21 protein-coding genes, 1 tRNA gene and 2 pseudogenes are annotated in these 22,180 nt (G+C 69.9%); 10 read left to right on the top strand and 14 right to left on the bottom strand.

The window, feature by feature from the left end:
* Positions 1-49: 49 nt before the first annotated feature.
* Positions 50-985 carry an HDIG domain-containing metalloprotein gene (locus tag OG199_RS28585; protein WP_405831889.1) on the top strand — a complete coding sequence of 312 codons (936 nt, stop codon included), beginning with the start codon at positions 50-52 and terminating at the stop codon, positions 983-985.
* Here OG199_RS28585 and OG199_RS28580 read toward each other — a convergent pair.
* Together OG199_RS28580 and OG199_RS28575 are read right to left on the bottom strand one after the other, a co-directional pair.
* A pseudogene (locus OG199_RS28580) lies at positions 973-1,086 on the bottom strand (NUDIX hydrolase); the annotation flags it as partial. The gene OG199_RS28585 and the pseudogene OG199_RS28580 sit on opposite strands and share 13 nt — an antisense overlap.
* Before the next feature lie 44 nt (positions 1,087-1,130).
* Entirely contained in the window at positions 1,131-1,538 is a 408-nt protein-coding gene (locus tag OG199_RS28575) for an NUDIX hydrolase (protein ID WP_405831887.1), read from the bottom strand.
* Here OG199_RS28575 and OG199_RS28570 point away from each other — a divergent pair.
* From OG199_RS28570 to OG199_RS28555, 4 genes and pseudogenes are all read left to right on the top strand, one after another.
* Positions 1,467-1,910 (top strand): annotated as a pseudogene (locus tag OG199_RS28570) (replication initiator); the annotation flags it as partial. The gene OG199_RS28575 and the pseudogene OG199_RS28570 sit on opposite strands and share 72 nt — an antisense overlap.
* Positions 1,907-2,119 carry a helix-turn-helix domain-containing protein gene (locus OG199_RS28565; protein ID WP_405831885.1) on the top strand — a complete coding sequence of 71 codons (213 nt, stop codon included), beginning with the start codon at positions 1,907-1,909 and terminating at the stop codon, positions 2,117-2,119. The pseudogene OG199_RS28570 and the gene OG199_RS28565, both read left to right, overlap by 4 nt.
* The gene (locus OG199_RS28560; RefSeq protein WP_405831883.1) at positions 2,119-3,066 is read left to right on the top strand and encodes a tyrosine-type recombinase/integrase; all 948 of its coding nucleotides are present in this window, start codon (positions 2,119-2,121) and stop codon (positions 3,064-3,066) included. The genes OG199_RS28565 and OG199_RS28560 overlap by 1 nt, the downstream gene beginning before the upstream one ends.
* 8 nt (positions 3,067-3,074) lie before the next feature.
* Complete coding sequence (locus OG199_RS28555) at positions 3,075-3,194, top strand: integrase (protein ID WP_405831881.1); 120 nt, start codon at positions 3,075-3,077, stop codon at positions 3,192-3,194.
* 107 nt (positions 3,195-3,301) lie between these two features.
* On the opposite strand, the gene OG199_RS28550 is transcribed toward OG199_RS28555, so the two are convergent.
* Positions 3,302-3,376: transfer RNA gene (locus OG199_RS28550), tRNA-Val, on the bottom strand.
* A 212-nt stretch (positions 3,377-3,588) separates the two neighbouring features.
* Here OG199_RS28550 and OG199_RS28545 point away from each other — a divergent pair.
* The 3 genes from OG199_RS28545 (at position 3,589) to OG199_RS28535 (ending at position 6,890) form a co-directional block, all read left to right on the top strand.
* Positions 3,589-4,362, top strand: coding sequence for a DUF4097 family beta strand repeat-containing protein (locus OG199_RS28545; protein WP_356809971.1), 774 nt, complete (start codon positions 3,589-3,591; stop codon positions 4,360-4,362).
* A 168-nt stretch (positions 4,363-4,530) separates the two neighbouring features.
* The gene (locus tag OG199_RS28540; RefSeq protein WP_405831879.1) at positions 4,531-5,955 is read left to right on the top strand and encodes a hypothetical protein; all 1,425 of its coding nucleotides are present in this window, start codon (positions 4,531-4,533) and stop codon (positions 5,953-5,955) included.
* Between the two features lie 194 nt (positions 5,956-6,149).
* Positions 6,150-6,890: a DUF4383 domain-containing protein gene (locus tag OG199_RS28535; RefSeq protein WP_405831877.1), complete on the top strand. Its 741-nt coding sequence runs from the start codon at positions 6,150-6,152 to the stop codon at positions 6,888-6,890.
* A 49-nt stretch (positions 6,891-6,939) separates the two neighbouring features.
* On the opposite strand, the gene OG199_RS28530 is transcribed toward OG199_RS28535, so the two are convergent.
* Entirely contained in the window at positions 6,940-8,241 is a 1,302-nt protein-coding gene (locus OG199_RS28530) for a hypothetical protein (protein WP_356800511.1), read from the bottom strand.
* A gap of 60 nt (positions 8,242-8,301) precedes the next feature.
* A complete protein-coding gene (locus tag OG199_RS28525) occupies positions 8,302-10,656 on the bottom strand; it encodes a transglycosylase domain-containing protein (protein ID WP_356800512.1) in 2,355 nt (784 codons plus the stop codon).
* Positions 10,657-11,010: 354 nt separating this feature from the next.
* Between OG199_RS28525 and OG199_RS28520 the strand changes: the two genes are divergently transcribed.
* Entirely contained in the window at positions 11,011-11,238 is a 228-nt protein-coding gene (locus OG199_RS28520) for a zinc ribbon domain-containing protein (protein ID WP_356271197.1), read from the top strand.
* A gap of 75 nt (positions 11,239-11,313) precedes the next feature.
* Here OG199_RS28520 and OG199_RS28515 read toward each other — a convergent pair whose 3' ends face one another.
* From OG199_RS28515 to OG199_RS28505, 3 genes are read right to left on the bottom strand one after another with little or no spacing between them, the layout of a single operon-like run.
* Positions 11,314-12,141: an HAD family hydrolase gene (locus tag OG199_RS28515; protein WP_356800513.1), complete on the bottom strand. Its 828-nt coding sequence runs from the start codon at positions 12,139-12,141 to the stop codon at positions 11,314-11,316.
* Positions 12,141-14,741, bottom strand: a complete 2,601-nt coding sequence (locus OG199_RS28510; RefSeq protein WP_405831876.1) for a phosphoribosyltransferase domain-containing protein — start codon at positions 14,739-14,741, stop codon at positions 12,141-12,143. The genes OG199_RS28515 and OG199_RS28510 overlap by 1 nt, the downstream gene beginning before the upstream one ends.
* A gap of 43 nt (positions 14,742-14,784) precedes the next feature.
* The gene (locus OG199_RS28505; RefSeq protein ID WP_356800515.1) at positions 14,785-15,951 is read right to left on the bottom strand and encodes an HpcH/HpaI aldolase/citrate lyase family protein; all 1,167 of its coding nucleotides are present in this window, start codon (positions 15,949-15,951) and stop codon (positions 14,785-14,787) included.
* A 189-nt stretch (positions 15,952-16,140) separates the two neighbouring features.
* Here OG199_RS28505 and OG199_RS28500 point away from each other — a divergent pair, with 189 nt between their 5' ends.
* A complete protein-coding gene (locus tag OG199_RS28500) occupies positions 16,141-17,004 on the top strand; it encodes a TerD family protein (protein ID WP_356800516.1) in 864 nt (287 codons plus the stop codon).
* 89 nt (positions 17,005-17,093) lie between these two features.
* Here OG199_RS28500 and OG199_RS28495 read toward each other — a convergent pair whose 3' ends face one another.
* The 6 genes from OG199_RS28495 to OG199_RS28470 all read right to left on the bottom strand — a co-directional run bounded on the left by OG199_RS28495 (position 17,094) and on the right by OG199_RS28470 (position 21,908).
* Entirely contained in the window at positions 17,094-17,834 is a 741-nt protein-coding gene (locus OG199_RS28495; protein ID WP_356800543.1) for a Tellurium resistance, read from the bottom strand.
* A gap of 197 nt (positions 17,835-18,031) precedes the next feature.
* Positions 18,032-19,180 (bottom strand): DUF475 domain-containing protein, encoded by a 1,149-nt coding sequence (locus tag OG199_RS28490; RefSeq protein ID WP_356800517.1) that lies wholly within the window; start codon positions 19,178-19,180, stop codon positions 18,032-18,034.
* Positions 19,181-19,315: 135 nt separating this feature from the next.
* The gene (locus OG199_RS28485; protein ID WP_148013792.1) at positions 19,316-19,891 is read right to left on the bottom strand and encodes a TerD family protein; all 576 of its coding nucleotides are present in this window, start codon (positions 19,889-19,891) and stop codon (positions 19,316-19,318) included.
* Positions 19,892-20,172: 281 nt separating this feature from the next.
* Entirely contained in the window at positions 20,173-20,748 is a 576-nt protein-coding gene (locus OG199_RS28480) for a TerD family protein (RefSeq protein WP_148013793.1), read from the bottom strand.
* A gap of 113 nt (positions 20,749-20,861) precedes the next feature.
* Positions 20,862-21,320: a peroxiredoxin gene (locus OG199_RS28475; RefSeq protein ID WP_356800544.1), complete on the bottom strand. Its 459-nt coding sequence runs from the start codon at positions 21,318-21,320 to the stop codon at positions 20,862-20,864.
* Positions 21,321-21,479: 159 nt separating this feature from the next.
* A complete protein-coding gene (locus OG199_RS28470; protein WP_153290793.1) occupies positions 21,480-21,908 on the bottom strand; it encodes a DUF3052 domain-containing protein in 429 nt (142 codons plus the stop codon).
* Positions 21,909-22,180: the final 272 nt, after the last annotated feature.

Here is a 22,180-nt window from a genome sequence, read left to right as displayed (position 1 = left end):
CGGTCATGGTCTGCCGGCTCTCTGCCCTGCTCGGGCTACCGTTCCATCCATGCCTTCTGCACTGGACACGCCACAAGGAGCGGCCGAACTGGCCGAGTCCCTGCTCCCTCCGCTCGGGAACCACTGGCTGCACACCCAGGCTGTGGCAGCTCGGGCGCGCGAGGTGTCCACGGCTGTGTCCAAGGCAGATCGGGACCTTCTCGTCGCTGCCGCATGGCTGCACGACATTGGTTACGCACCCCAGCTGCGTGACACCGGATTCCACCCCCTCGACGGTGCTCGGCACCTCGAATCGCTGGGCGCTCCGGCTCGCCTGGTACGACTGGTCGCTCATCACTCCGGAGCTGTGTACGAGGCGGAGCACCGCGGCCTTTCGGCAGAGCTGGCCGTCTATGACCGGGAAGACTCCGCAGTCCTGGACGCCTTGATCTTCGCTGACATGACGACCGGCCCAGCTGGCCAATCCTTCGACTTCGACGCCCGGATCGACGAAATCCTGGTCCGCTACGAACCGGAGTCCGAGGTTCACAGCGCGATCAGTAGGGCGCGGCCGTACCTGGGTGCTGCCGTCGAGCGCACCTGGAGGCGCTTTGCGGTCTTCATCTCACTGCGTCCAAGCCAGCAGAAGGCTATCGACGGGAGTAACTGGTGGCCGCCGGCCCTCTTCGCCGTGGAGCACCAGGACGCGGAGCTGCTGGCTCGACTGCTCGACTCCGGCGCAGACCCCGATGAAGGCAATGACGCAACGCCGCTGACGCACGCGATCGAGACGGAAGGCGACGTGGCGCTGCAGAGCGGTGAACCGCTTACCGTGGCGACCACCGCGGTGCTCCTCGCCTACGGTGCGGATCCGGCCCTGCGGGATCCCTCCGGCGAGACACCGCTGGAGGTGGCCCAGCGATATGACCATGTCCTCGCCATGCGACTGCTGCGCCGACATCTGTCAGGCGATGAACTCCAGGGCCCAGGTCCTCAGCCGATATAGGGCTCCGCGCGGTCGGTCAGGCCGTGCTCGATCCGCATGCGCATCGACGGGTGGATGTTCAGCTCGTCCAGTTTGCGCGGGTCGACGAAGGCCACTTCCTTCTAGGCTTCCGCCGCGCCCTGTCTGACGCCGGCATCAGCGCGCCCTAACCACGAAGCAGCTGCCTGCCGTCGTGACTCCGCACGTGAGGCCCGTTGCCGTCCAAGGCGTCCAGGAGTCGGATTGCGAAGACCTCGGCCATGCGCTCGCTGACCTCTTCCGGCGTGAGCCAGTCGACCGCAGTTGATTCGCTGGACGTGCGCTCGATGCCGCCGGAGGGCTTGCAGCGGAAGACCAGGGCGACGATGCCCCGGGTGGTGTTCTTGTAGACCCCGGTGAGCTGGTCCACCTCAACGTGGATGCCGGTCTCCTCGAGGACCTCGCGGGCGACGCCGGCTTCGGGGGTCTCGTCGAGTTCGAGTACGCCGCCGGGAAGTTCCCAAGTGCCGCGGAGAACACCGGCACTCTCGACCGCCGCATCGGCGAACTCGACCGCCACCAGATCCCCGACCATACCCGCCGCCTCATCGAAGCCTGCAAGCAACTCGACCCGCTCTACCCCGAACGGCGCCTGTGGGCCTGGGCTCACATGCTCGGCTTCCGCGGCCACTTCTCCTCCAAGTCCCGCCGCTACTCCACCACCCTCCGCGAACTCCGCCAAGCCCGCGCCGACTTCCGCGCCGCACAGGAACGCGAAGCCCTCGGCTTCGAGGACCGCGAGCCGGACACCGTCCTCGACCTCGCCGACTGGCAGTACGCCGGCCACGGCCACACCCCCGGCGAATCCGCCCTCGCCGCCACCATCGCCCGCGACCTCCAACACAACCGCGAAACAGCCCGCGAAGCCCTACGCGACCAACTCGCCCTGGAAGGAGCCGCAGCATGAAGGACCGATACCTCAGCGTCGACCAGGTGGCCGAACTGCTCGGCACCTCGGCGCGCTTCCCCCGCCGGCTGATAGCCGAGCGGCGCATCACCTTCGTGAAGGTCGGCCGTCATGTCCGAGTCCCGGAGAGTGCCGTGGACGCCTACATCACGCAGCACACCGTGGAGCCGATCACGGTCCGTGCTTCGCGCCTGAAGGCGGTGGCGTGATGGCGAACTCCAAGGGGCGCCGTCGTCGCTTCGGGTCCGTGCGCAAGCTGCCCTCTGGCCGCTTTCAGGCCCGCTACCGGGGTCCGGACGGTCTGATGCGGACGGCTGACACGACGTTCGCGACGCAGACAGATGCGGACCGCTGGCTCGTCAAGCAAGAGGCCAAGATCCTCGACGGTGACTGGACGAACCCGGACGTGAAGATTGCGTTCGGTGACTTCGCGCAGTCGTGGTTCAAGGATCGTGACTACGCGGCCACCACGCGGGAGCGCAACGCCGGCGTGCTCAACCGGCACATCCTGCCGACGTTCCGCACGGTCCCCCTGCGGGAGATCACCACTCCGCAGGTACGGCGCTGGCGTAGCGACCTCCTCGACGCCGGAGTCGGGCCGGCCACCGTCTCCAAGGCGTACCAAGTCCTCCGGGCCATCATGAACACGGCCGTGGATGACGGGCTGATCGAGCGCAACCCGTGCCGGGTCAAGGGCGCGGGAACGGTCACCCACACCGAGCGGCCGTTCCTCTCTGTACCCGAGGTGTACCGGCTCGCCGACGCGGTCCCGCCGCACTGCCGCGCCTTGGTGCTCCTTGCCGCGTTCGCCGCGCTCCGCTTCGGTGAGCTGGCCGCGCTCCAGCGCCGGGACATCGACTTGGAGGCCCGTACCGTGTCCGTCCGCCGTTCGTACTCCGAGACCCGGACCGATGGGCTCACGGTCAAAGCGCCCAAGAGCGCGGCGGGTGTGCGCACCGTGGCGTTCCCGGCCTCGCTCGTGCCCGAGTTGGCGCACCACCTGGCGGAGCATGCGGAGGCCGGCCGCACGGGGCTCGTCTTCGTCGGGGCCCGCGGCGGTGTCCTCCGGCGGAACAACTTCCGGCGTATCTGGCTCCGCGCTCTCACCGCGACTGCACGCTCGCCGCGACCGGCGGCGCCACCACCCGCGAGTTGATGCAACGGATGGGCCACTCTTCGGTGCGGGCCGCGCTGGTCTATCAGCACCTCGTCAACGGGCGCGATCACGAGATCGCCGACTACGTGGACGGTCAGATCCGGAAGGTGAAGCGGCCTCCGCGCTGACCATCTGGCACGTGAGTGGCACGGCGGCGAAAAGTCGCCGAGAAAGATCAAGGCCCAGGTCTCCGGCTTCGCACCGGTCGACCTGGGCCTCAGTCGTGTCCTGAGACTGGTGGGCGCGGACGGTTTCGAACCGCCGACATCCGCCTTGTAAGGGCGGCGCTCTACCGCTGAGCTACGCGCCCAGGACGAGTCGACAGCCTACATTGCCCGGGGGCCTGCCCCGCAAACCCGTATCCGCCCGGGAAGGGCCGCTGAGCGGGGGTTAACCCCACCCCCGATCCGCCAGCCGCCCGGATCCCCCGCCGGGGCCCGGATCCGTACGGTCGAAGTGCGTCGGAGGAACGTGCCCGAGGGGCCCGGCGCACTCGCGTTCTTCTCAGGGGGATGGATCTTCATGGCACGTACAGCGCGCACTCGGACGGTGGCCGCGACCGGCGCCGTCGTGGCCCTCGTCGCGACGCTCGCGGCATGCGGCGCGGGCGCCGGGGACGACCGGCATCCGGAGCACCGGTCCTTCGCCCTGCACGGGCGCACACTCACCGTGGACTCGGACGACTCCGCGCTCGAACTCGTGGTCGCCGGCTCCGCGCGTACGGACACGGTCGACGTCACCCGGTGGTTCCAGGGGCACGTCGTCGTCGGAGGCGACCCCCGGGTGACCTGGGCGATGAAGGGCGACCGGCTCACCCTGCGGATGAAGTGCTCGGGCGTGATCGCCGACTGCAGCGCCAAGCACCGGATCGTGGTGCCGTCCGGCGTCGCCGTGAACGTCGTCGACGGGGACGGCAGCGTACGGGCGAACGGATTCACGGCGGCGCTGCACATCCGCACGTCGGACGGCAGTGTCCGTGTGACGGACTCCTCCGGCCCCCTGGACCTGCGCAGCGGCGACGGCTCGATCAGCGCGCTCGACGTGGACTCGCGCCAGGTGCGCGCCCGCACCGAGGACGGCTCCGTACGGCTCGGGCTCGGCGTCGTACCGGACCTGGTGGAGTCCCGCAGCGGCGACGGTTCGCTCACCATCGAGCTGCCCCGGCACGCCTACCGGGTGAGCACCGGGAGCGACGACGGCTCGGTGCATGTGTCCGTGCCCCGGGACCCGGCCGGCTCCCACCGGATCTCCGCCCACACCGGCGACGGGAGCATCACGGTGCGGACCGCGAAGTAGCCCGCGGTCGACCGGACGCTGCGAGCCGACGGGCGAGAGGACGGGACGAGCCGGCGGAGCGAGCCGGCGGAGCGAGCCGGCGATTCAAGCTCGCGGTGCGAACTTGCGAACCTTTCGGCCCGTGTGTTCGTCCTCTACCGGTGGGAGAATGACACCGGTACAGGGTGGATGACAGCACGGGAGAGGGATGTGACGGCGACGACATCTTCAGAGCCGCACACACCGTCGTCGTCGGGCGCGCCCTCGCCGTGTCCTCGTCGCGCCCGTCGCCCCCGTGGGCACGGTGACGCGCTGGCTCTCCTGACACTCCCCCTGCTCGCCGCGCTCGTCCTGCCCGCCGCGTTCGCCGGCGGCGGCACCCGCCGGTGGTTCGGCGGGCGTTCCGAGAGTCAGCGGGCCGAGGCGCAGGCCGCGAAGGACGCCGCCGCGGCCGCCTTCTACGAACTGGACACCGCCCAGCGGGATCTGCGGATCTCGATCGAGACGATCACCGCTGTCGACGACTCCCCCGCCGCCCGCCGCGCCGTCTCCGACTTCGAGGCGCTGGGGCAGCGCATCGACGAGGCGAGTCGGAAGTACATCGAGGCCGTCGACGCCCACGATCTCGACCGGGACGAGCTGGAGGCCTCGGTCGCCGCGCGGGCCCGTGCCGAGCTGACCGCCGCCAAGGACGAGCTGAACCGGGTGAAGGGCGAGCTGGACCGGTATGCGCAGGGGCTCGGTCCGCTGCTCGGCAAGGCCGAGACCCAGCTGGCCCGCCTCGCGCCGGCCGTCGAACGGGCCCGTCAGGCGCTGCTCGCCGCCTCGAACGCGCTCGACGACGTACGTGGCTCCGGGCTCACGGCCGACGATCTCGCCGCCCGGCTGGCCGCCCTCGGCCCCGAACTGACCAGGCTCAACCAGGGAGCCGGGCAGCACGGCGTGCCCGAGACGCTGGAACGGGCCGAGCGGGTGTCGCGGGAGGCCGCGGCGGTGCGCGCGGAGGCCGAGCGGCTGCCGGAGCGGGCCGCCGAGATCGACCACCGGCTGGTGTCGCTGCGCACCCGTGCCGAGGCGCTGACCACCCGTGCCGGGCAGGTGGAGCCGGTACTGAGCGAGCTGCGGCGCCGGTTCACGGCCGCGTGCTGGCAGGACCTGCAGCACGTACCGGACCACGCCGCGGAGAACGTACGTCAGGCCGAGCTCAAGCTGAAGGAGGCGCAGGCCGCGCGGGACGCCCAGCGCTGGCCGGACGCGACCTCGCTGCTGTCCACCGTGCGGGCACTGCTGAACGGTACCGACGAGGCCGTGTCGGCGGCCGGCGACCGGCTGCGGCGGCTGAACGCCGTCGCCAAGGACCCGCAGCAGGAGATCGACCGTACCCGGTTCGCCCTGCGTGACGCCCAGCGGCTGGCCATGGCGGGCCGCAACACACCGGACCCGCGGCACGCCCGTCCCCTCGACGAGGCCGTGGCCCGCCTGGACCGCGCCGTCTCCACGCTGGAGGGCCGCCATCCCGACTTCTGGCATTTCCTGACCGAGACGGAGGCGGTACGGGGGGCGGCGGCGCGGGTCGTCTCGCAGATCCGCGGGGAGCGGGGAACCGGGGCCTGACCGCTCCGGGCCCGCCTGACCGCTCCGGGCCCGCCTCACCGCGCGGGGCCTGCCGCACCGCTCCGGGCCGGTCCGTCCGACACGGAGGTGCGCGCGGAGGTCCGACGCGGGCGGTCCTGTGGTGGCGGTCCGGGCCTCGCGGGCGGATGCTGGTGGATACGTACGGCCTCCGCTAGCTGCAGAGGGAGGCGGATATGGCCACGCACGTACTTCGTCCCGGAACCGGAAAGCGCTTCGTCCTCGACGAGCACCTGCCCGTCGATCACCGGCTGAGCACGTTCTACCGGATCGGCGCGGGCCTCATGGGCCTGTTCCTGCTCGCCTTCGGCATCCTGGGCCTGACCGACAACATCGGCTTCTTCACCACCCACGGGGACACGGTCGTGGGGCTGAACACCAACGGCACGCTCAGTGTGCTGTCGATCTGCGTCGGGCTCATCCTGTTCGCGGGCATGGTGATCGGCGGGAACGTCGCCTCGACCGTCAACATGATCCTCGGTGTGCTGTTCATCCTCAGCGGCTTCCTGAACCTGGCGCTGCTGGACACCACCTTCAACTTTCTCGCCTTCCACATCCAGAACGTGCTGTTCAGCTTCGTGGTGGGCGTCCTGCTGATGTTCTTCGGGATGTACGGAAGGGTCGGCTCGGCCCTGCCGCACGACAACCCGTACTGGAAGGCCCGCCACCCCGAAGCGGTGGAACGGGACGAGCGGACGCGGACGCTTCAGGAGTCGGCCACGGCGACGGCTCTGCAACGCGGCCGCAGCACCCCGGCGGCCCCGGCGGCCCCAGGTGCGACGAACTCCGGTGACAAGGACCCCGGCATCACGGGCCCCGGCACCACGGGTCCCGGCATCACAGGTCCCGGCACCAAGGGCCCCGGCATCACGGGCCCCGGAGGCAAGGATCCCGGGGAAACCGGGGGGATTTCATGAAGGAAAGGTCAACTTCCTTAACAGACAGGTAAGTTGACCGGACCGACAGTTACTTCACCACCGTCGACCAGTCCGGCGACTGCGCGGGGTCCAGGCTGCGCAACCGCTCCAGCGTCGCCGGCTTCTGTACGTCGAGCCAGTCGGCCAGTTCCCGGAAGGACACACAGCGAACGCCCTTCTTGGTGCAGACGTTCTTGACGACCTGGTCGATGGACTTCATGTAGATGCCACCGTTCCAGTCCTCGAAGTGGTTGCCGATGAAGAGCGGCGCACGGCTGCCGTAGTACACGCGGTCGAAGCCCGCCATGTACGACTTCACGGTCTCCTGTTCCCACTCCGGGTACTTCGCCGGGTCGCCGGTGGTCTCGCCCTCGGACTGGTTGTAGAGGAAGTTGAAGTCCATGGACAGGCCCTGGTACTTGCCGCCCTCGTAGGGAAGCATCTGGAGCGGGAAGTCCCAGACGCCCTCCTTCTTGGCGGGCCATATCTGGAAGTCGCCGGCCGAGCTGGCGTCGTAGCGCCACTTGTACTTCTTGGCGGTGGCCTTCATGGCCTTGAGCAGGTTCTGCTGTCCCTCCAGGCACGGCGCGCGGCCGCCGTTGACCTCGCGCGTGGGGTCGAAGGGCAGGGCCGGCAGGTCGTCGTAGCCGGTGTTGGTCTTCCACTTCTCCACGAAGGAGAAGAACTGGTCGATCTCGCTCTCCCACTCCTCCACGCTCCAGTCCCCGCCGCCCTTGTCGCCGCAGAAGTGACCGTTGAAGTGGGTGCCGATCTCGTTGCCCTCCTTCCACGCCTCACCGAGCTGCGCCAGCGTGGTACGGATGTGCTCGTCGGTGGGATAGCTGATCGCGGCGGAGCCCGGCGAGTGCATCGGCGGCTCGTAGAGCGTCTTCTTGGCCTTGGGCAGCAGATAGATGCCGGTCAGGAAGAACGTCATGTGGGCGTTGTATTCCTTGGCCATCTCCGTGTAGTGCGAGAAGAGCTTGTCGTCCCCCTGCAGGGCGCCGTCCCAGGAGAAGACCACGAACTGGGGCGGCTTCTCACCCGGCTTGAGCGGTACGGGCTTCAACTCGCCCTTCTGCGGGCCGCTGTAGGACGTGGAGCCGTCCCCGAGCACCTTGGTCTTCCCGTCCCACACGGGCTCCTTGGGCGCCTTCGGGGCGGCGCTGGAGCCGCGTCCGGCGGACGCGGTCGGAGCGGTGCTGTCGGAGCCCCGCAGGGCCAGGAAGGTGGCCGTCGAGGTGGCCACGACGAGGAAGGCCGTCATCGCCACGAAACTCTGGCGGGCGGACGTGGCAGCGGAACCGGGAGCGGGCTCGCGGCGGCGGCGCCTGCTGTGCTTCGAGTTCATACGGGGCACATTCTGGGAAGGGGGCGGACGGAGCGAGGGACGGCTTCTCGGCCGTCGTGGTCAGCCGAGCGGGCTCATGGCGCCGGCCCAGATGCCGTACGGGACATCGTCGTCGGGGGTGCCTGCGATCCCCTTGAGCGGCAGCGGTTCGAGGCTCTTGGTCAGGTCCAGGCGGTAGAGGACGATCGCCGTCGACACGGAGCGGTTCGTGCCCACGTACCAGGCGGCCTTGTCGTCCTGTGTGGTGCCGGCCTTGCCGGCCGCCTGCGGCGCGGACTGGGCCGCGGTGGGGTGCGCGCCGCGGAAGGCGTCCGTGAGCGCCTCGGTGACCTGGCTGGCCACCTCGGGGCGCACCGCGCGGCGGGGCCGGGGCATCTTCAGGGCGACCGAGGAGCCGTTGCGGGTGATGCGGCGCACGGAGTACGGCTCGGTGTGCGACCCGCCCGCGGCGAAGGTGGCGTAGGAGTTCGCCATCCGGATCGCGCTCGGTGTGGAGCTGCCCAGCGACAGCGCGGGCACCTGCGGTCCCAGGCTGGAGGAGAGCAGTCCGCTCGCCTCGGCGGTCTGCCGCACCTTGTCCAGTCCGGTGTCCATGCCGAGTTGCATGAACGGCACGTTCACGGACTCGGCCAGCGCCTTGCGCAGGCTGATCCGCCCCCAGGACTTGTTGCCGTCGTTGTGGGCGGCGACCTTCTTGCCGCTGCGGTCCCAGTAGGGGCCCTCGGGTGTGGAGACGGGGACGCCGTCGTCGGCGTCGTAGAGGGACTCGGGCGAGACCGGTGTCGCCGCGCTGTCACGGGTCTTGTGCACACCGTGCTGGAGCCCGGCGGCGTAGACGAACGGCAGGAAGGCCGAACCGGCCGGGACGGTCGTCGCGTTGGACTCGTTGTAGCCCTGCGTCCGGTGGTCCGGGCCGCCGTAGACGGCGAGTATCCGGCCGTCGGCGGCCACCGAGGCGGCCCCGTAGTGCGCGGTCTTCGCCGTGCCGGCGTCGTCCTTCCGCGCCTTGTCGCGGGCCTTGGTGACGGCGTCGGTGAGCGCGGTCTCCCGCTTGCGGTCGAAGGTCGTGTAGATCTGGTAGCCGCCCAGGTCGAACTCCTTGTCGGAGATGTGGCCGGCCTTCTTGGCGTACTGGGTGGCCAGCTCCACCAGGTAGTCGCTCTGCTTGCCGGTGTCGTAGACCCGGCCCTGCTTGAGCGGCTCGGGGAACTTCGTGTACTTGGCGCGCTCGGCGGGCGACAGCTTGCCGATCTTGACCATGCGGTCGAGGATCCAGGACCAGCGTTCCACGGCCCGGTCGTGGTTCTTCTGGCTCAGCGTGGGGTCGTAGAGGCCCGCGCCCTTGAGGAGCGAGGCGAGGAAGGCTCCCTCGCTCGCGTTGAGCCGGCTCACGTCCTTGCCGTAGTAGGCCTGGGAGGCGCGCTGGAGGCCGTAGGTGCCGCGGCCGAACCAGCTGGTGTTGAGGTAGCCCTCCAGGATCTTGTCCTTGCTCATCCTGTTGTCGAGCTTCAGGGAGATCATGGCCTCGGTGAACTTGCGGGTCACCGTCTGGTTCTGGGTCAGATAGACGTTCTTGACGTACTGCTGGGTGATCGTCGAGCCGCCCTGGGTGTCCCCCTGGCCCACCGTGCGCACCAGGGCGCGGCTGATGCCCTTGAGAGAGATGCCCGGGTCGGAGTAGAAGCTCTCGTTCTCCGCGGCCAGCACCGCCCAGCGCACCTGCTCGGGGATGTCCTTCAGCGGCATCGCCTGCCGCTGCACCCACCCGGTGCGGGCCATGGGCGTTCCGTCCGACCAGAAGTAGACGTTGTCCTGCTGGGTGGCATAGGTGTTCAGGTTCTTGGGGATGTCCGTGGCGGCATACGCGATGGCCAGCAGGGAGGTGCTCAGGCCGATGGCCAGGCCCCACGCCGCCAGCCACTGCCGCCACGAGGGCATCCAGCGCCGCCAGCCGGTACGGCCCGGCCGGGGGTACTGCGGTTTCAGACGGCGGGCGAGAGGCGCGAGCCGGCCGGCGAGGGCGGAGGACTGCACGGGCCGGCGACGGGAGCCACGATGGCGTGAATTAGCCCCTCTGTCGGCTTGTTCTGTGCCTTCCTCCGCGGCCGGGGGCTCCTCGTCGGAAGTGCCGTCGGGAACGTCCGCGCGCGGCGGTATACGAAGCTGGGTGGTCTCCTCCGCGGGACCGTCCGTGCGGGGTGGTACCCGAAGCTGGGTGGTCTCCTCCGCGGGACCGTCCGTGCGCGGCGGTATACGCAGCTGGGTCGTCTCCTCCGCGGGGAGGCCGGTGCGCGGCGGTATACGCAGCTGGGTGGTCTCCTCGGCAGGGGTCTCGTTCCCCGTACGCCGGCCCGCGGCATCCTTCGGCGCGGCCTCGCGGCGGCCCGTGCGGCCGTCGTCCTCCGGTTCAGCCATGGCGGGCTCCGGCGCGTGGACGGCCCAGAGGATGCGGGACATCCATGCGATGCCATGCCTCGGTCACGACTGCGTCTCCCTCCGCACTTCGGAATTGCGCGCGCGGGCAGATGCAGCGGCCGCACATGCGGCTGCGAGCCCCCCTCCCCGACCTTGCGGCTCGTCGCGGCCCTCTTAAATTATCAGCGACTAATACGATCTCTTCGCTCAGGAACGAGACAGAAATGTTCCGGAGCTCAAGTCGGCCTGCCTCGGGCGAACGTGAACTGTCTGTTTCCGGTCCCCGCCGGCCCCGCCCGAAAGCCGGGTCACGGAACACTGCGTTCGCCGCCACCGGCCCGCTAACCTGGGCACATGCCTCGCTACGAGTACCGCTGCCGGACCTGCGGCGACACCTTCGAACTGAGCCGGCCCATGGCGGATTCCGCGGCCCCCGCGGCCTGCCCCGCCGGGCACGACGACACAGTGAAACTTCTCTCCACCGTCGCGGTCGCGACGGGCGGCGCGGCGCCGGCGCCGCGCGCCAGCGGTGGTGGAGGCGGGGGCGGCGGCGGTTGCTGCGGCGGCGGCTGCTGCGGCTGAGCCGCCCTTTCTCAGGAACTCTTCACGTTCGTCCGGCGGATCCCGAAAGCGCCCCCGGGATCCGCCGACGCGTCCTCAGACCGGGCCCGGTCGCCCGCAGGCGGCCATGAACTCCCGCAGGATCCGTTCGCCCGCCGCGACGCCCCGCTCCGGGAGCGCCGTGACCGCGGGCCCGGTCCAGTCGGCCTCGGCCAGCTCGCCGTGGCCCGGACGCCAGCCCCGGTCGGCGGCCAGCAGCAGGTCGGCGTCGAGGAGGGAGTCACCGGCGGCGAGGGTCAGGGTCGTGCCGGTGCGCCGGGCGATCTCACGCATCGCCGCGCTCTTGGTGAGCGGCTTCGGAACGGCGTAGACCTTGCGGCCCTGGAGCGAGACCGTCCAGCCGCGGTTCTCGGCCCAGACGGCGAGATCCTTCACCCACTCCTCGGGCAGCGACTCGCGCTCGACGACGAGATAGACGAACAGGTCCTCGGCGACCCGGTGCTTGCGGACCCAGGCCGGGTCGGCGGTGGCCTCCAGGTGCGCGCGCACCTCGGCCAGCGGAGCGCACTCGGCGGCGAGCCGCGCGGTCACCCGCGCGTGCCACTGCGGATCGGACACGCCGTCGACGAGCAGGTGCCCGCCGTTGGCGCAGATCGCGTACTTCGGGGCGGGGCCCGGCAGGTTGATGCGCTGGTACTGCTTGCGGGTGCGGGTCGTGGTGGGCACGAAGTCCGCCGTGTCGCCGAGTTCCGAGAGCAGCGCGGCGGCCGTCTCGGTCATGTACGACAGCGGCCTGCTCTCGTGCACCTCGACGCAGAGCAGCCGGGGCGCCCGTGCGTCCGGCATGGTCAGCCCGAGGGCGGCGGCGGAGTAGATGAGCGTACGGTCCAGGTCGCTGGCGACGAGTGTGTTGGCCGCGGACATCAGAGCGCCACCGCCCGGCCGTCGGCACCGGTCGCGCCGCGCGTGTACTTCGGGTGGATCAATCCCACGCAGGTGTAGGGGAGTTCGGCGACCTCCTCGACGGGCACCCCGCGCTGCTCGGCGAGCAGCCGTACATGGTCGAGGTCGGCGCCGGCTCCCGCGCGGGCCAGGATCTTCCATGGGACCCGGCGCAGCAGCACCCGGGTGGTCTCGCCGACGCCCGGCTTGACGAGGTTCACGTCGTGGATCTCGTACTCCTCGCTGATCCGCTCGACGGCCGCCCAGCCCTCCCAGGTGGGGGTGCGGTCGGCGGTCAGGAGTTCCTTCCCCTGGGTACAGGCCGCCTCGGCGACGTCGGGGAAGTGGGCCGCGACGGCGTCCAGGAATTCGACGGAGACGTCGGAGCCGGCCAGTTCGCGGTAGAACTTCGCGCCGTGGAAGTCGTGTTCGCCGACCAGGTCGGAGCGCAGGACGGTCCGCGATATCAGCCCGGACACCGTCGAGTTGAGGCAGGCGGACGGGATGAGGAAGTCCTCGCGGGTGCCGTACGTCCGTACGCAGGAGCCCGGGTCGGCGAGGACGGCGATCTCCGGGTCGAAGCCGGTGATGCCCTCGGCCGCCTCGAACTCCTCGATGGCCTGGGCGAGTTCGCGGGTGATCGCGCCCTTGCCCGTCCACCCGTCGACGAACACGACGTCGGCGGGGTCGTGGTGGGCGGCGAGCCAGCGCAGCGCGTTGGGGTCGATGCCACGGCCGCGGACGATGGAGACGGCGTAGTGCGGCAGGTCGATGCCGTGGCGGTACTGGGCCCAGCGGCGCATGAGGACGCCGACGGGGGTTCCCGCGCGGGCCAGCGACACCAGCACCGGCCGCGGGGTGGAGGTGTCCGGGCCCAGCGGGGAGCGGGAGCGCTCGGCGAGCACCAGTTCGGTGACGGCACCGACGGCCTGGGCGATGCGGGCGGCCGAGGTGTCGAGGGCCGCGCGGAACAGCTCCTGGTACTGGTCGCTCGGCTGGTACTCGACCGGCAGCGACTCCGCGTAGTGGGCGCCGCCGCTCTGGATCGCCTCCTCGCGCTCCTCCGTCGGTGCCTCCAGCGTCACGTCCGAGAGATCCCGCAGCAGCCAGCCGACCTCGTCCGGGGCGTACGAGGAGAAGGCGGGGCCGCGGAGGGGCTCGGGCAGCATGGAGGGCCTTTCGGTGGACGGCCGTGCGGGAACGTACGAGGGGACCACGGCGAGCAGGACGCTCGGGGTGTGGTCCGCGAGCCGGGCCAGCAGTCCGCCGGGGGCGTGCAGCTCGGGGGTGTCGGCGGCGGAGTCCACGACGGCCACGACGGCGTCGAAGTCGGCGCCCGCGACGTTGTAGGCGTAGCGCTCCCCGGGGCCGTCGTCCGGGTGGTCGTGGGCCGGGAAGACGAGCCGGGTGCGGATCGCGTAGCCGGGGTCGTCGAGGGCGAGGACCGGGGACCTGGTGGTCGTGGAGTAGCGCACCTCGGCGGCCACGACCTGCTCGAGTTCCCTGGCCAGTCGCAGCGGCGCGTACATCAGCTCCTCGAAGCCGAGCACCAGCACGCGGCGGGCGCCGGCCGGCAGCGCCTCGGCGATCCGGGCGGCCATGGCGGGCAGGGCGCCGTCCAGCCGGACGCGGTGTCCGGGCGTGAAGCCGTGCCGGCCGCCGTCGGGGACGCCGCGCGGCCAGCCGAGCTCGACCCGGGTGGCGGCCGGGTGCGTGCGGTGGCGCGGGGCGCGCCCGGGGGCGGACACGTCGGCTGAGGCCGGTACGGATCCAGGTCCGGGCACCTGCCCCGGAGTGGGCGCGCGCCCCGGCGGGGACGCCTCGCCCGGAGCCGGTGCGCGTCCCGGCGCGGGTCCGGCCGTGTCCCGGTCGGCGGACTCGTACTCCGCCACCAGGGCCTGGCCCTTCTCCAGTACGCCCTCCGGAAGCTTCACCGTGCCGCTCGCGGCGACGACCAGGTCCACTCGCGCGCCGATCTCCCGGGCGAAGTCCTCCAGCCGCCCCAGGTCGGCGGCCGACCGCATGTCGACCAGCGCGACTATCACGTACCGCTCGCGCGGATGGCGGGCGTGCAGGTCACGGATGGTGTTGAGGACGGTGTTGCCGGTCGAGAACTCGTCGTCGACCAGGACCAGCGGGCCGTCCCCAGCCAGCAGACGGGGGTCCTGCGGCAGCAGCAGATGGGACGTGGCGTGCGAGTGCGACTCCTCGAAACCGCCCGCCGGGGTGATACCCGGGACGGGGCGGCGGGTCGAGTGGAGGTAGGGCGCGAGGCCCACCCCGTCGGCGACGCAGTGGCCGAGGCCGGTGGCCGTCTCCGCGTACCCGAGGACGACGGCCGCCCGGGCGTCCTCGGTGCCGAGCAGCTCCCGCACGCGGCGGCCGAGCGCGAACCCGTACCCGTACACCACGGACGGCGACTGCGGGACATGCTTGCCCAGCACGTTCGAGACCAGCAGATGCGCCCGCCGGGGGTTGCGCCGCAGCGCGAGTCCCAGCAGGTCGCCCAGCTTCTCGTCACCGACGAGTTCGACGCCGAGCCGCTTCGCGACCCAGGTCCCCGTCCACACCACGTTGTCCATCAATTCCTTAGTCTGCGAGGTCGTACGTCTCGGCGCGGCCCGGTCAGGCCGGGAGCCCGGCGGCGAGCAGCTCCACGAAGCCGATGTCCTCGTTCGCGACGCCGAACACCTCGGCGCGCTCCAGAGTGCGCTCGGCCCAGGCGCGGTGCGGCTTCACCTCGTTCATCTTGTTCGTGTACGCCGACCGCAGCACGCCCCCGCCGCCGCGCTCGGGCCGCAGGATGTCCTGCGCGTCGCTCCACTCCTCGTGGCTGACGACGGACAGGGCGTGCACGGCCGGGACGTGCGAGGGGTGGATGCAGGTCTTGCCGAGCAGTCCGTTGGCACGGTCGAGGGCGATCTCGCGCAGCAGTCCGTCCATGTCGTGCTCGATCAGGGCCTCGCGCAGCTCCTCGACCTCGCCCTCCAGGAAGGGGCTGCGGCGCAGCTGCGGCTTGAACATGCGTTCCTGGACCCGGAAGTACTCCCAGACCGGTCCGGTCACCGTGAAGCCGGTGCCGTCCGCGCGGCCCAGCGTGTTCACCACGTCGGCGATCACGGAGGCGACGATCTGGACGTCGTAGGCGGTCATGTCGGGCGCTCTGCGCAGGCCGTACGCCGAGCAGAAGTCGGTGACGCCCAGGCGCAGCGCGAGGACGCGCTCGCGGTACTTGTCGACGACCCGGGAGATGCCCGCCAGGGTCTCCCGGCGGCTCTCCAGGTACAGCAGGCAGGGCGATTCGAGGACCGGCATGGCGAACAGCCGGCGCCCGCTCGCGGCCTCGGCCGCGGTGAGGGCCTCCAGGAACGGGACACCCCGCTCCTCGGTGAACTTCGGCAGTACGAATCCGGACAGCAGCCGCACGGACGCGCCGAGCCGCTGCACGAGGTCCGGGATCTGCTCCGGCTCGCGCACCCGCACGAAGAGCAGCGGGAGCTCGGCCGTGGGCCGTGCGGCGAGGTCGGCGAACTGCCCGACCAGGTTCTGCTCCGCCCCCACGACCTCGGAGTCGTCGATCGAGTCCTCCAGGCACAGCACCATGGAGACCACGCCGCGGGCGGCCTGCTTGAGGATGTCGTCGGCGAGGTGGGGCCGGGTCGCGGGGCTGTAGAGGGTGGCTCCCAGGGCCGCCGCCAGCAGGCGGGGCGAGGAGTCGGCGGTGAAGACGCAGGGCTCGCGGTAGAAGAGGCGCTGCCGCTCTTCAGGGGCGATATGCCCGAAATGACGCATGAGACTCCCCTATGGCGGCTAGTCGGATCTACGTGATGTGGCCGGTAATAGTACGTACAAATGCATGTCAGGGGTTCCCACCGGGCGTGAAGTTCAGGTAACTCGGCCATGTCGGTTGTCCTCACGCTCCGACGGGGAATCCTCACCCCCGCGTTGTCGTGACCAGGACCGAGAGGGCAGGATGACCGCATGACGCACGCGATGTTGAAGGGGTCGAACATCCCGCTGGACGCCACAGCGGTTCGTGCCGTGCTGCGCTGGACGCCCGGGCAGGGTGTCCCGGACGTCGACGCCTCGGCGCTGCTCCTCGGTCCCGACGGTCGTGTGCGATCCGACGAGGACTTCGTCTTCTACAACCAGCCACGTCATCCTTCGGGCAAGGTCTGGCGGCTCGGCAAGAAGCGCGTCGCCGAGGGCCTCTCCGACACGATCCAGACAGATCTGGCCGGTGTCGAGTCCGGCGTCGGACAGATTCTGCTGGTCGCATCGGCGGACGGGGTCTCCTTCGACCGCGTACGCTCCCTGCGCATTCTGCTGTACGACGCCTCCGGTGCCGAGGGTGAACCACTGGCGTACTTCGACATCAAGCCGGAGACCGGTACCGAGACGGCGCTGATCTGCGGCGAGCTGTACCGGCGCGGAGCCGGCTGGAAGTTCCGGGCGCTCGGTGAGGGTTACCCGAACGGGCTGGAGGGACTGGCCTCCGATTTCGGGATCACGGTGGACGAGTCGGAGCCGGAGGCCGCCGCCGTACCGGAGGCGGCGGACTGGGCCGTCCCGGTGACGTCGCCGGAGGCCTCGGTGCCGCTGCCGGCCGAACAGCCCGCTCCGGTGCCCCAGCAGCCCGCGTACGGCTATCCGCAGCCGCAGACGGCACCCGCCCAGCCCGCCTACGGCTATCCCCAGCCGGCGAGCCGGCCGGCCTACGGGTATCCGCAGCCGCAGACGGCGCCCGCCGTTCCGCCGGCGTACGGGTTCCCGCAGGCGGTCGGCGCGCTGCCCGACCCCGATTTCCGGCTGCCGCCGCAGGGTCCCCAGTTCGTCGGTCGCTGAGCCGCACCGCGGGGAGCCGTCCGACCGGGGCGGCGCTGCGCGGCCGGACGGAGATCCGTCCGGCCGGGGCGCGCCGGGTCGAGGCGTGCTCAGCGGTCGACCTTGGACTTGTACCCCCGCCCCCACTGCAGTCCCCAGCCGTACAGCCGGTCGAGCTCGGCCTGGAAGCCGTAGACGAACTTCACCTCGCGGCGCACGGTGATCTCGCCCTTGTTGTTCTCGATCATCACCACCGCGCAGGACCGGGCCTGCGGATGGCGTTCGTCGAGGCCGATCTCGATCCTCGGGCCGTTGCTCGGGTAGAGCGTGATGACGGCGTGCGTACGGTCGAAGGCGGGCGTCTGGTCGTAGATGTAGACGAAGACCAGCAGCCGTTTGATGTCGTCGCGGTGGTCGAGGTTGACGTACGCCGTCTCGCCGGAGCCGGAACCGAAGCGGTCGTCGCCGCTGAGCTTCACGAACGGCGGGCCGTTGATCTCACCGAGGAGGCCTCCCAGCGGCTGCACCACGCCCTTGGTGCCGTCCGCGAGCTCGTACAGCACACCTAGGTCGAGGTCGACGTTCACCATGCTCTGGGTGTGCGCCTGGACCACGTCCGGCTTGAAGATCTTGAGGGGGTGCCGCAGCAGACTGCCGGACTGCTGGGCGCCGCCGATGTCGGAGGTGCGCATCCGCCAGGACAGGTTGATGCGCAGGTTGCCGGTGGCCGCGCCCTGTTTGGTGAGCGAGACCGTGTGGTTGCGCTTGGTCAGTTCTATGGAGTTCGTGGCCGCGCTGCCGGAGTCGAAGTCCGTCGTGCGTCCGCGCCACAGCTCGTCCCAGAAGCCCATTGCCGATCCCGCCCCCATGTTGCCTCGATATGCGGCGGGGCGGCCGTGAGGACTGGTCCTCGACAGCCGCCCCGTTCAGAGCGTTCCCTCACCCGGCCCCGGTTCACACCCGCGCGGCGCCGCCCCCGGGGCGCGTGCGCCGAAGGGGCGCGCCGGTGCCGAGCGGGTGAACCGAGCCTCCGCGAAACGCGGGTCCGTCAGACCCCGGACGAGACCTCAGCCTTGTCGTCCGAGGTCGTCGCTTTTCCCTCGGCGGCCGCGAGCGCCTTGTTGCGGCGTACCGACGACCAGAAGGACCAGCCGATCAGGACGACACCGACGAGACCGGTGATGACCTCGTTGATCTGGTACTGGATGGTGACGAGGAGGATCACGGCGAGGGCGCCGATCGCGTAGTGGGCGCCGTGCTCCAGGTAGACGTAGTCGTCGAGGGTGCCCTGGCGGACCAGGTAGACCGTGAGCGATCGGACGTACATGGCGCCGATGCCGAGGCCGAGCGCCATCAGCACGATGTCGTTGGTGATGGCGAAGGCGCCGATGACGCCGTCGAAGGAGAACGACGCGTCCAGGACCTCCAGGTAGAGGAACATGAAGAAGGCGGCCTGGCCGGCCAGGACGACGGCGGGCTTCTTCTTGCCCGTCCGCTCGGCCTCCTCCTCTTCCTCGTGGGTGCGTTCCTCCTCCTCTTCGAGCCGGTCCTCGAAGTAGCCGGAGAGTCCGCCGACGACCATGTACGTGATCAGACCGGCGATGCCGGAGATCAGCACCGTCTGCGCCTTGTCCGCGTGGCCGCCGCCGTGCTGGTGGGCGTGGACCGCGAAGGTGAAGGAGGTGATCAGCAGGACGACCAGGGCGATGCAGACCGACAGCATGTCGACCTTGCCGAGCTTGGCCAGCGGGCGCTCGATCCAGCGCAGCCACTGGATGTCGCGGTCCTCGAAGATGAAGTCGAGGAAGATCATCAGCAGGAACATGCCACCGAAGGCGGCGATCGACGGGTGGGCGTCGGTCACCAGCTGCTGGTACTTGTCCTTGTCGTTCAGCGCGAGATCGACGGCGTCGATCGGGCCGATCTTGGCACTGATGGCGACGATCACGACGGGGAAGACCAGACGCATACCGAAGACGGCGATCAGCACACCGACCGTGAGGAAGATCTTCTGCCAGAAGGCACTCATCTTCTTCAGGATTCCGGCGTTGACCACCGCGTTGTCGAAGGACAGCGAGATCTCCAGGACGGCCAGGATCGCCACGATGCCAAAGGCGGTCCACCCCCCGTAGAAGGCCGCTGCGACCAGACCGATCGCGGTAATCGCGAACGACCAGCCGAAGGTTTTCAGAAGCACTGGCTACCCAATCATCGTGTGGTGGGGGCACCCCCAAGCGCAGGCTTGGGGGAGAGCCTCCCCCGCGCCGTACTCGGCTTTACCTACTGTTGACCACGAAGTCTAGAGGCCCGCCCTCGGCTGATACAGGTGGGCCTAGGAAACATTGACCCCGAAGTCCAGGGCGATACCGCGCAATCCGGACGCGTACCCCTGGCCCACCGCGCGGAACTTCCACTCGCTGTTGTAGCGGTAGACCTCACCGAAGATCATCGCGGTCTCCGTGGAGGCGTCCTCGGAGAGGTCGTAGCGGGCGAGCTCCTGGCCGTCGGCCTGGTTGACCACACGGATGAAGGCGTTGCTGACCTGGCCGAAGGTCTGGCCGCGGTTGTCGGCCTCGTGGATGGAGACCGGAAAGACGATCTTGTCGACGTTGGCCGGCACCTTGGAGAGGTCGATCAGGATCGACTCGTCGTCCCCCTCGCCCTCACCCGTGAGGTTGTCGCCGGTGTGCTCCACCGAGCCGTCGGGGCTCTTGAGCTGGTTGTAGAAGACGAACCACTCGTCGCCGAGCACCCGGCCGGAATTGCACAGCAGCGCGCTGGCGTCCAGGTCGAAGGGGGCTCCGGTGGTGGAACGCGCGTCCCAGCCGAGACCGATCATCACGTGTGTGAGGTTCGGTGCGGCCTTGGAGAGGGAGACATTGCCTCCCTTGGCGAGCGTGACGCCCATGATCTGATTCCTCCCCGGTGAAGCGGTCACTCAGTCCTGCGGGCGGTGTCCCCGCCGTTCCCGGCCGGCCCGTCCGCTTGGTCCGGGTCCGGGAGGTGTCTTCCCCCGGCACGGCACAGCATGCGCGCGGCGCCCCGGCGCTCGGATGTCGCACACCGGGCGCGCGGATATCGGGCAGGCCCGGCGCCGCACCCGCGGAGGTGCGACGCCGGGCCGAGGAGCCGGAGGCCGTGGGCCCGGGACGGGGCCCTACGGCCGGGGGCTCGACGCCGGAGTACGGCTCAGACGTTGACGCCGAAGTCCTGCGCGATGCCGCGCAGGCCCGATGCGTAACCCTGGCCGATGGCGCGGAACTTCCACTCCGCGCCGTTGCGGTACAGCTCGCCGAAGACCATGGCGGTCTCCGTGGAGGCGTCCTCGGAGAGGTCGTAGCGGGCGATCTCCGCCTCGCCGGCCTGGTTCACCACGCGGATGAACGCGTTGCGGACCTGGCCGAAGGACTGCTGGCGGTTCTCGGCGTCGTAGATCGAGACCGGGAACACGATCTTCTGGACGTCGGCCGGGACGGCGGCGAGATTCACCTTGATCTGCTCGTCGTCGCCCTCGCCCTCACCGGTGATGTTGTCGCCGGTGTGCTCGACCGAGCCGTCCGGGCTCTTCAGGTTGTTGAAGAACACGAAGTTCTGGTCGGAGCTGACCTTGCCGTCCGCGTTCGTGAGGATGGCGCTGGCGTCGAGGTCGAAGTCGACGCCGGTCGTCGTACGGGCGTCCCATCCCAGACCGACGATGACCGCGGTCAGTCCCGGGGCCTCCTTGGTCAGCGATACGTTGCCGCCCTTGCTGAGGCTGACTCCCACGAGTCCTCCCATTGGTGTCCGGGGGCGGGGAGCCCCGTCGTGCGTTGGTATCGGATCAACGTGTCGATCCTAGTGACGGGTTCCCGCACCCTGCAGGCCCTGCGACCGAAGAATCACAGGGTGTCGAGCGCCTTCACGTACTCGTTCAGGTCACGCGCGTCCGGCAGACCGTTGACCACGGTCCAGCGGACGACGCCCGCCTTGTCGATGATGAAGGTGCCGCGCACGGCGCACCCCTTGTCCTCGTCGAAGACGCCGTACGCGCGCGAAGTGTTGCCGTGCGGCCAGAAGTCGGAGAGCAGCGGGTAGTCCAGGCCCTCCTGCTCGGCGAAGACGCGCAGGGTGTGGATGGAGTCGTTGGAGACGGCCAGCAGTTGGACGTCGTCGTTGACGAACTTCGGCAGTTCGTCGCGCAGGGCGCACAGCTCGCCGGTGCACACACCGGTGAACGCGAACGGGTAGAAGAGCAGCACCACGTTCTTCTCGCCGCGGAAGTCGGACAGCTTCACGGTGGCGCCGTGGTTGTCCTTGAGCTCGAAGTCCGGTGCCTCGGTGCCGACCTCGATCGCCATACTCACACGCTTCCCTTCCAGGGGGCTGTTCGGGTGACGACCACCCTACGCAGGGGCATCCGGACGTCCCGGCACGGCCCATGGCGGAGGCCCCCGCCGGCGGATCGCCGGCGGGGGCCTCGGCACACACGGATGCTCTGCGGCAGACGGAGCGACAGCTCAGCGCTTCGACTTGGGCGTGGCCAGACGCGTGCCCGACCACTCCTTCCCCACGGAAATGCTCTTCGTCTGGGAGAGGCCTGCGGTCTGGGCGGCGTCATTGATGTCGCTGGGCTCGACGTAGCCGTCCCGGCCGGTCTTCGGGGTCAGCAGCCAGATCATGCCGCCGTCCTCAAGGAGACCGATGGCGTCCACCAGGGCATCCGTAAGGTCGCCGTCCTCGTCGCGGAACCACAGCAGTACGACGTCTGCGACGTCGTCGTAGTCCTCATCGACCAGATCCTGGCCGATCAACGATTCGATACCTTCACGGAGGTCGTGGTCAACGTCGTCGTCGAAGCCGATCTCCTGGACCACCTGTCCGGGCTCGAACCCCAGCCTGCCGGCCGGGTTGGTCCGCTCCTCCGCGTGGTCCGCGGTCGCGCTCACGGCTTGCCTCCTGATCATGTTTCGGTAGATGTCTCAGCCACGCGCGTGCGCGAAGCATTGGCCGTAGTCCACACGGGCGGGGCGGATCGCGCAAGTACCCGGCCGTCGAGACCGCCGAAACGGTGACGATCCCGGCAGTGTCGGCGCAACTCCAGTCGGCGAATCACGGCCATAGGTGACGCACACCACACCTTTCTGCCCCATTTGTGAAGTTCGGAACCCTTGGAGCGTACGAGACCCGAACGACTTTGCGGAACGCGTCACGGAGTGAG

Source organism: Streptomyces sp. NBC_01176 (assembly GCF_045039825.1).
In the GTDB taxonomy this organism is placed as follows: Bacteria; Actinomycetota; Actinomycetes; order Streptomycetales; family Streptomycetaceae; genus Streptomyces.
This window is presented reverse-complemented; position numbering and strand designations above follow the sequence as displayed.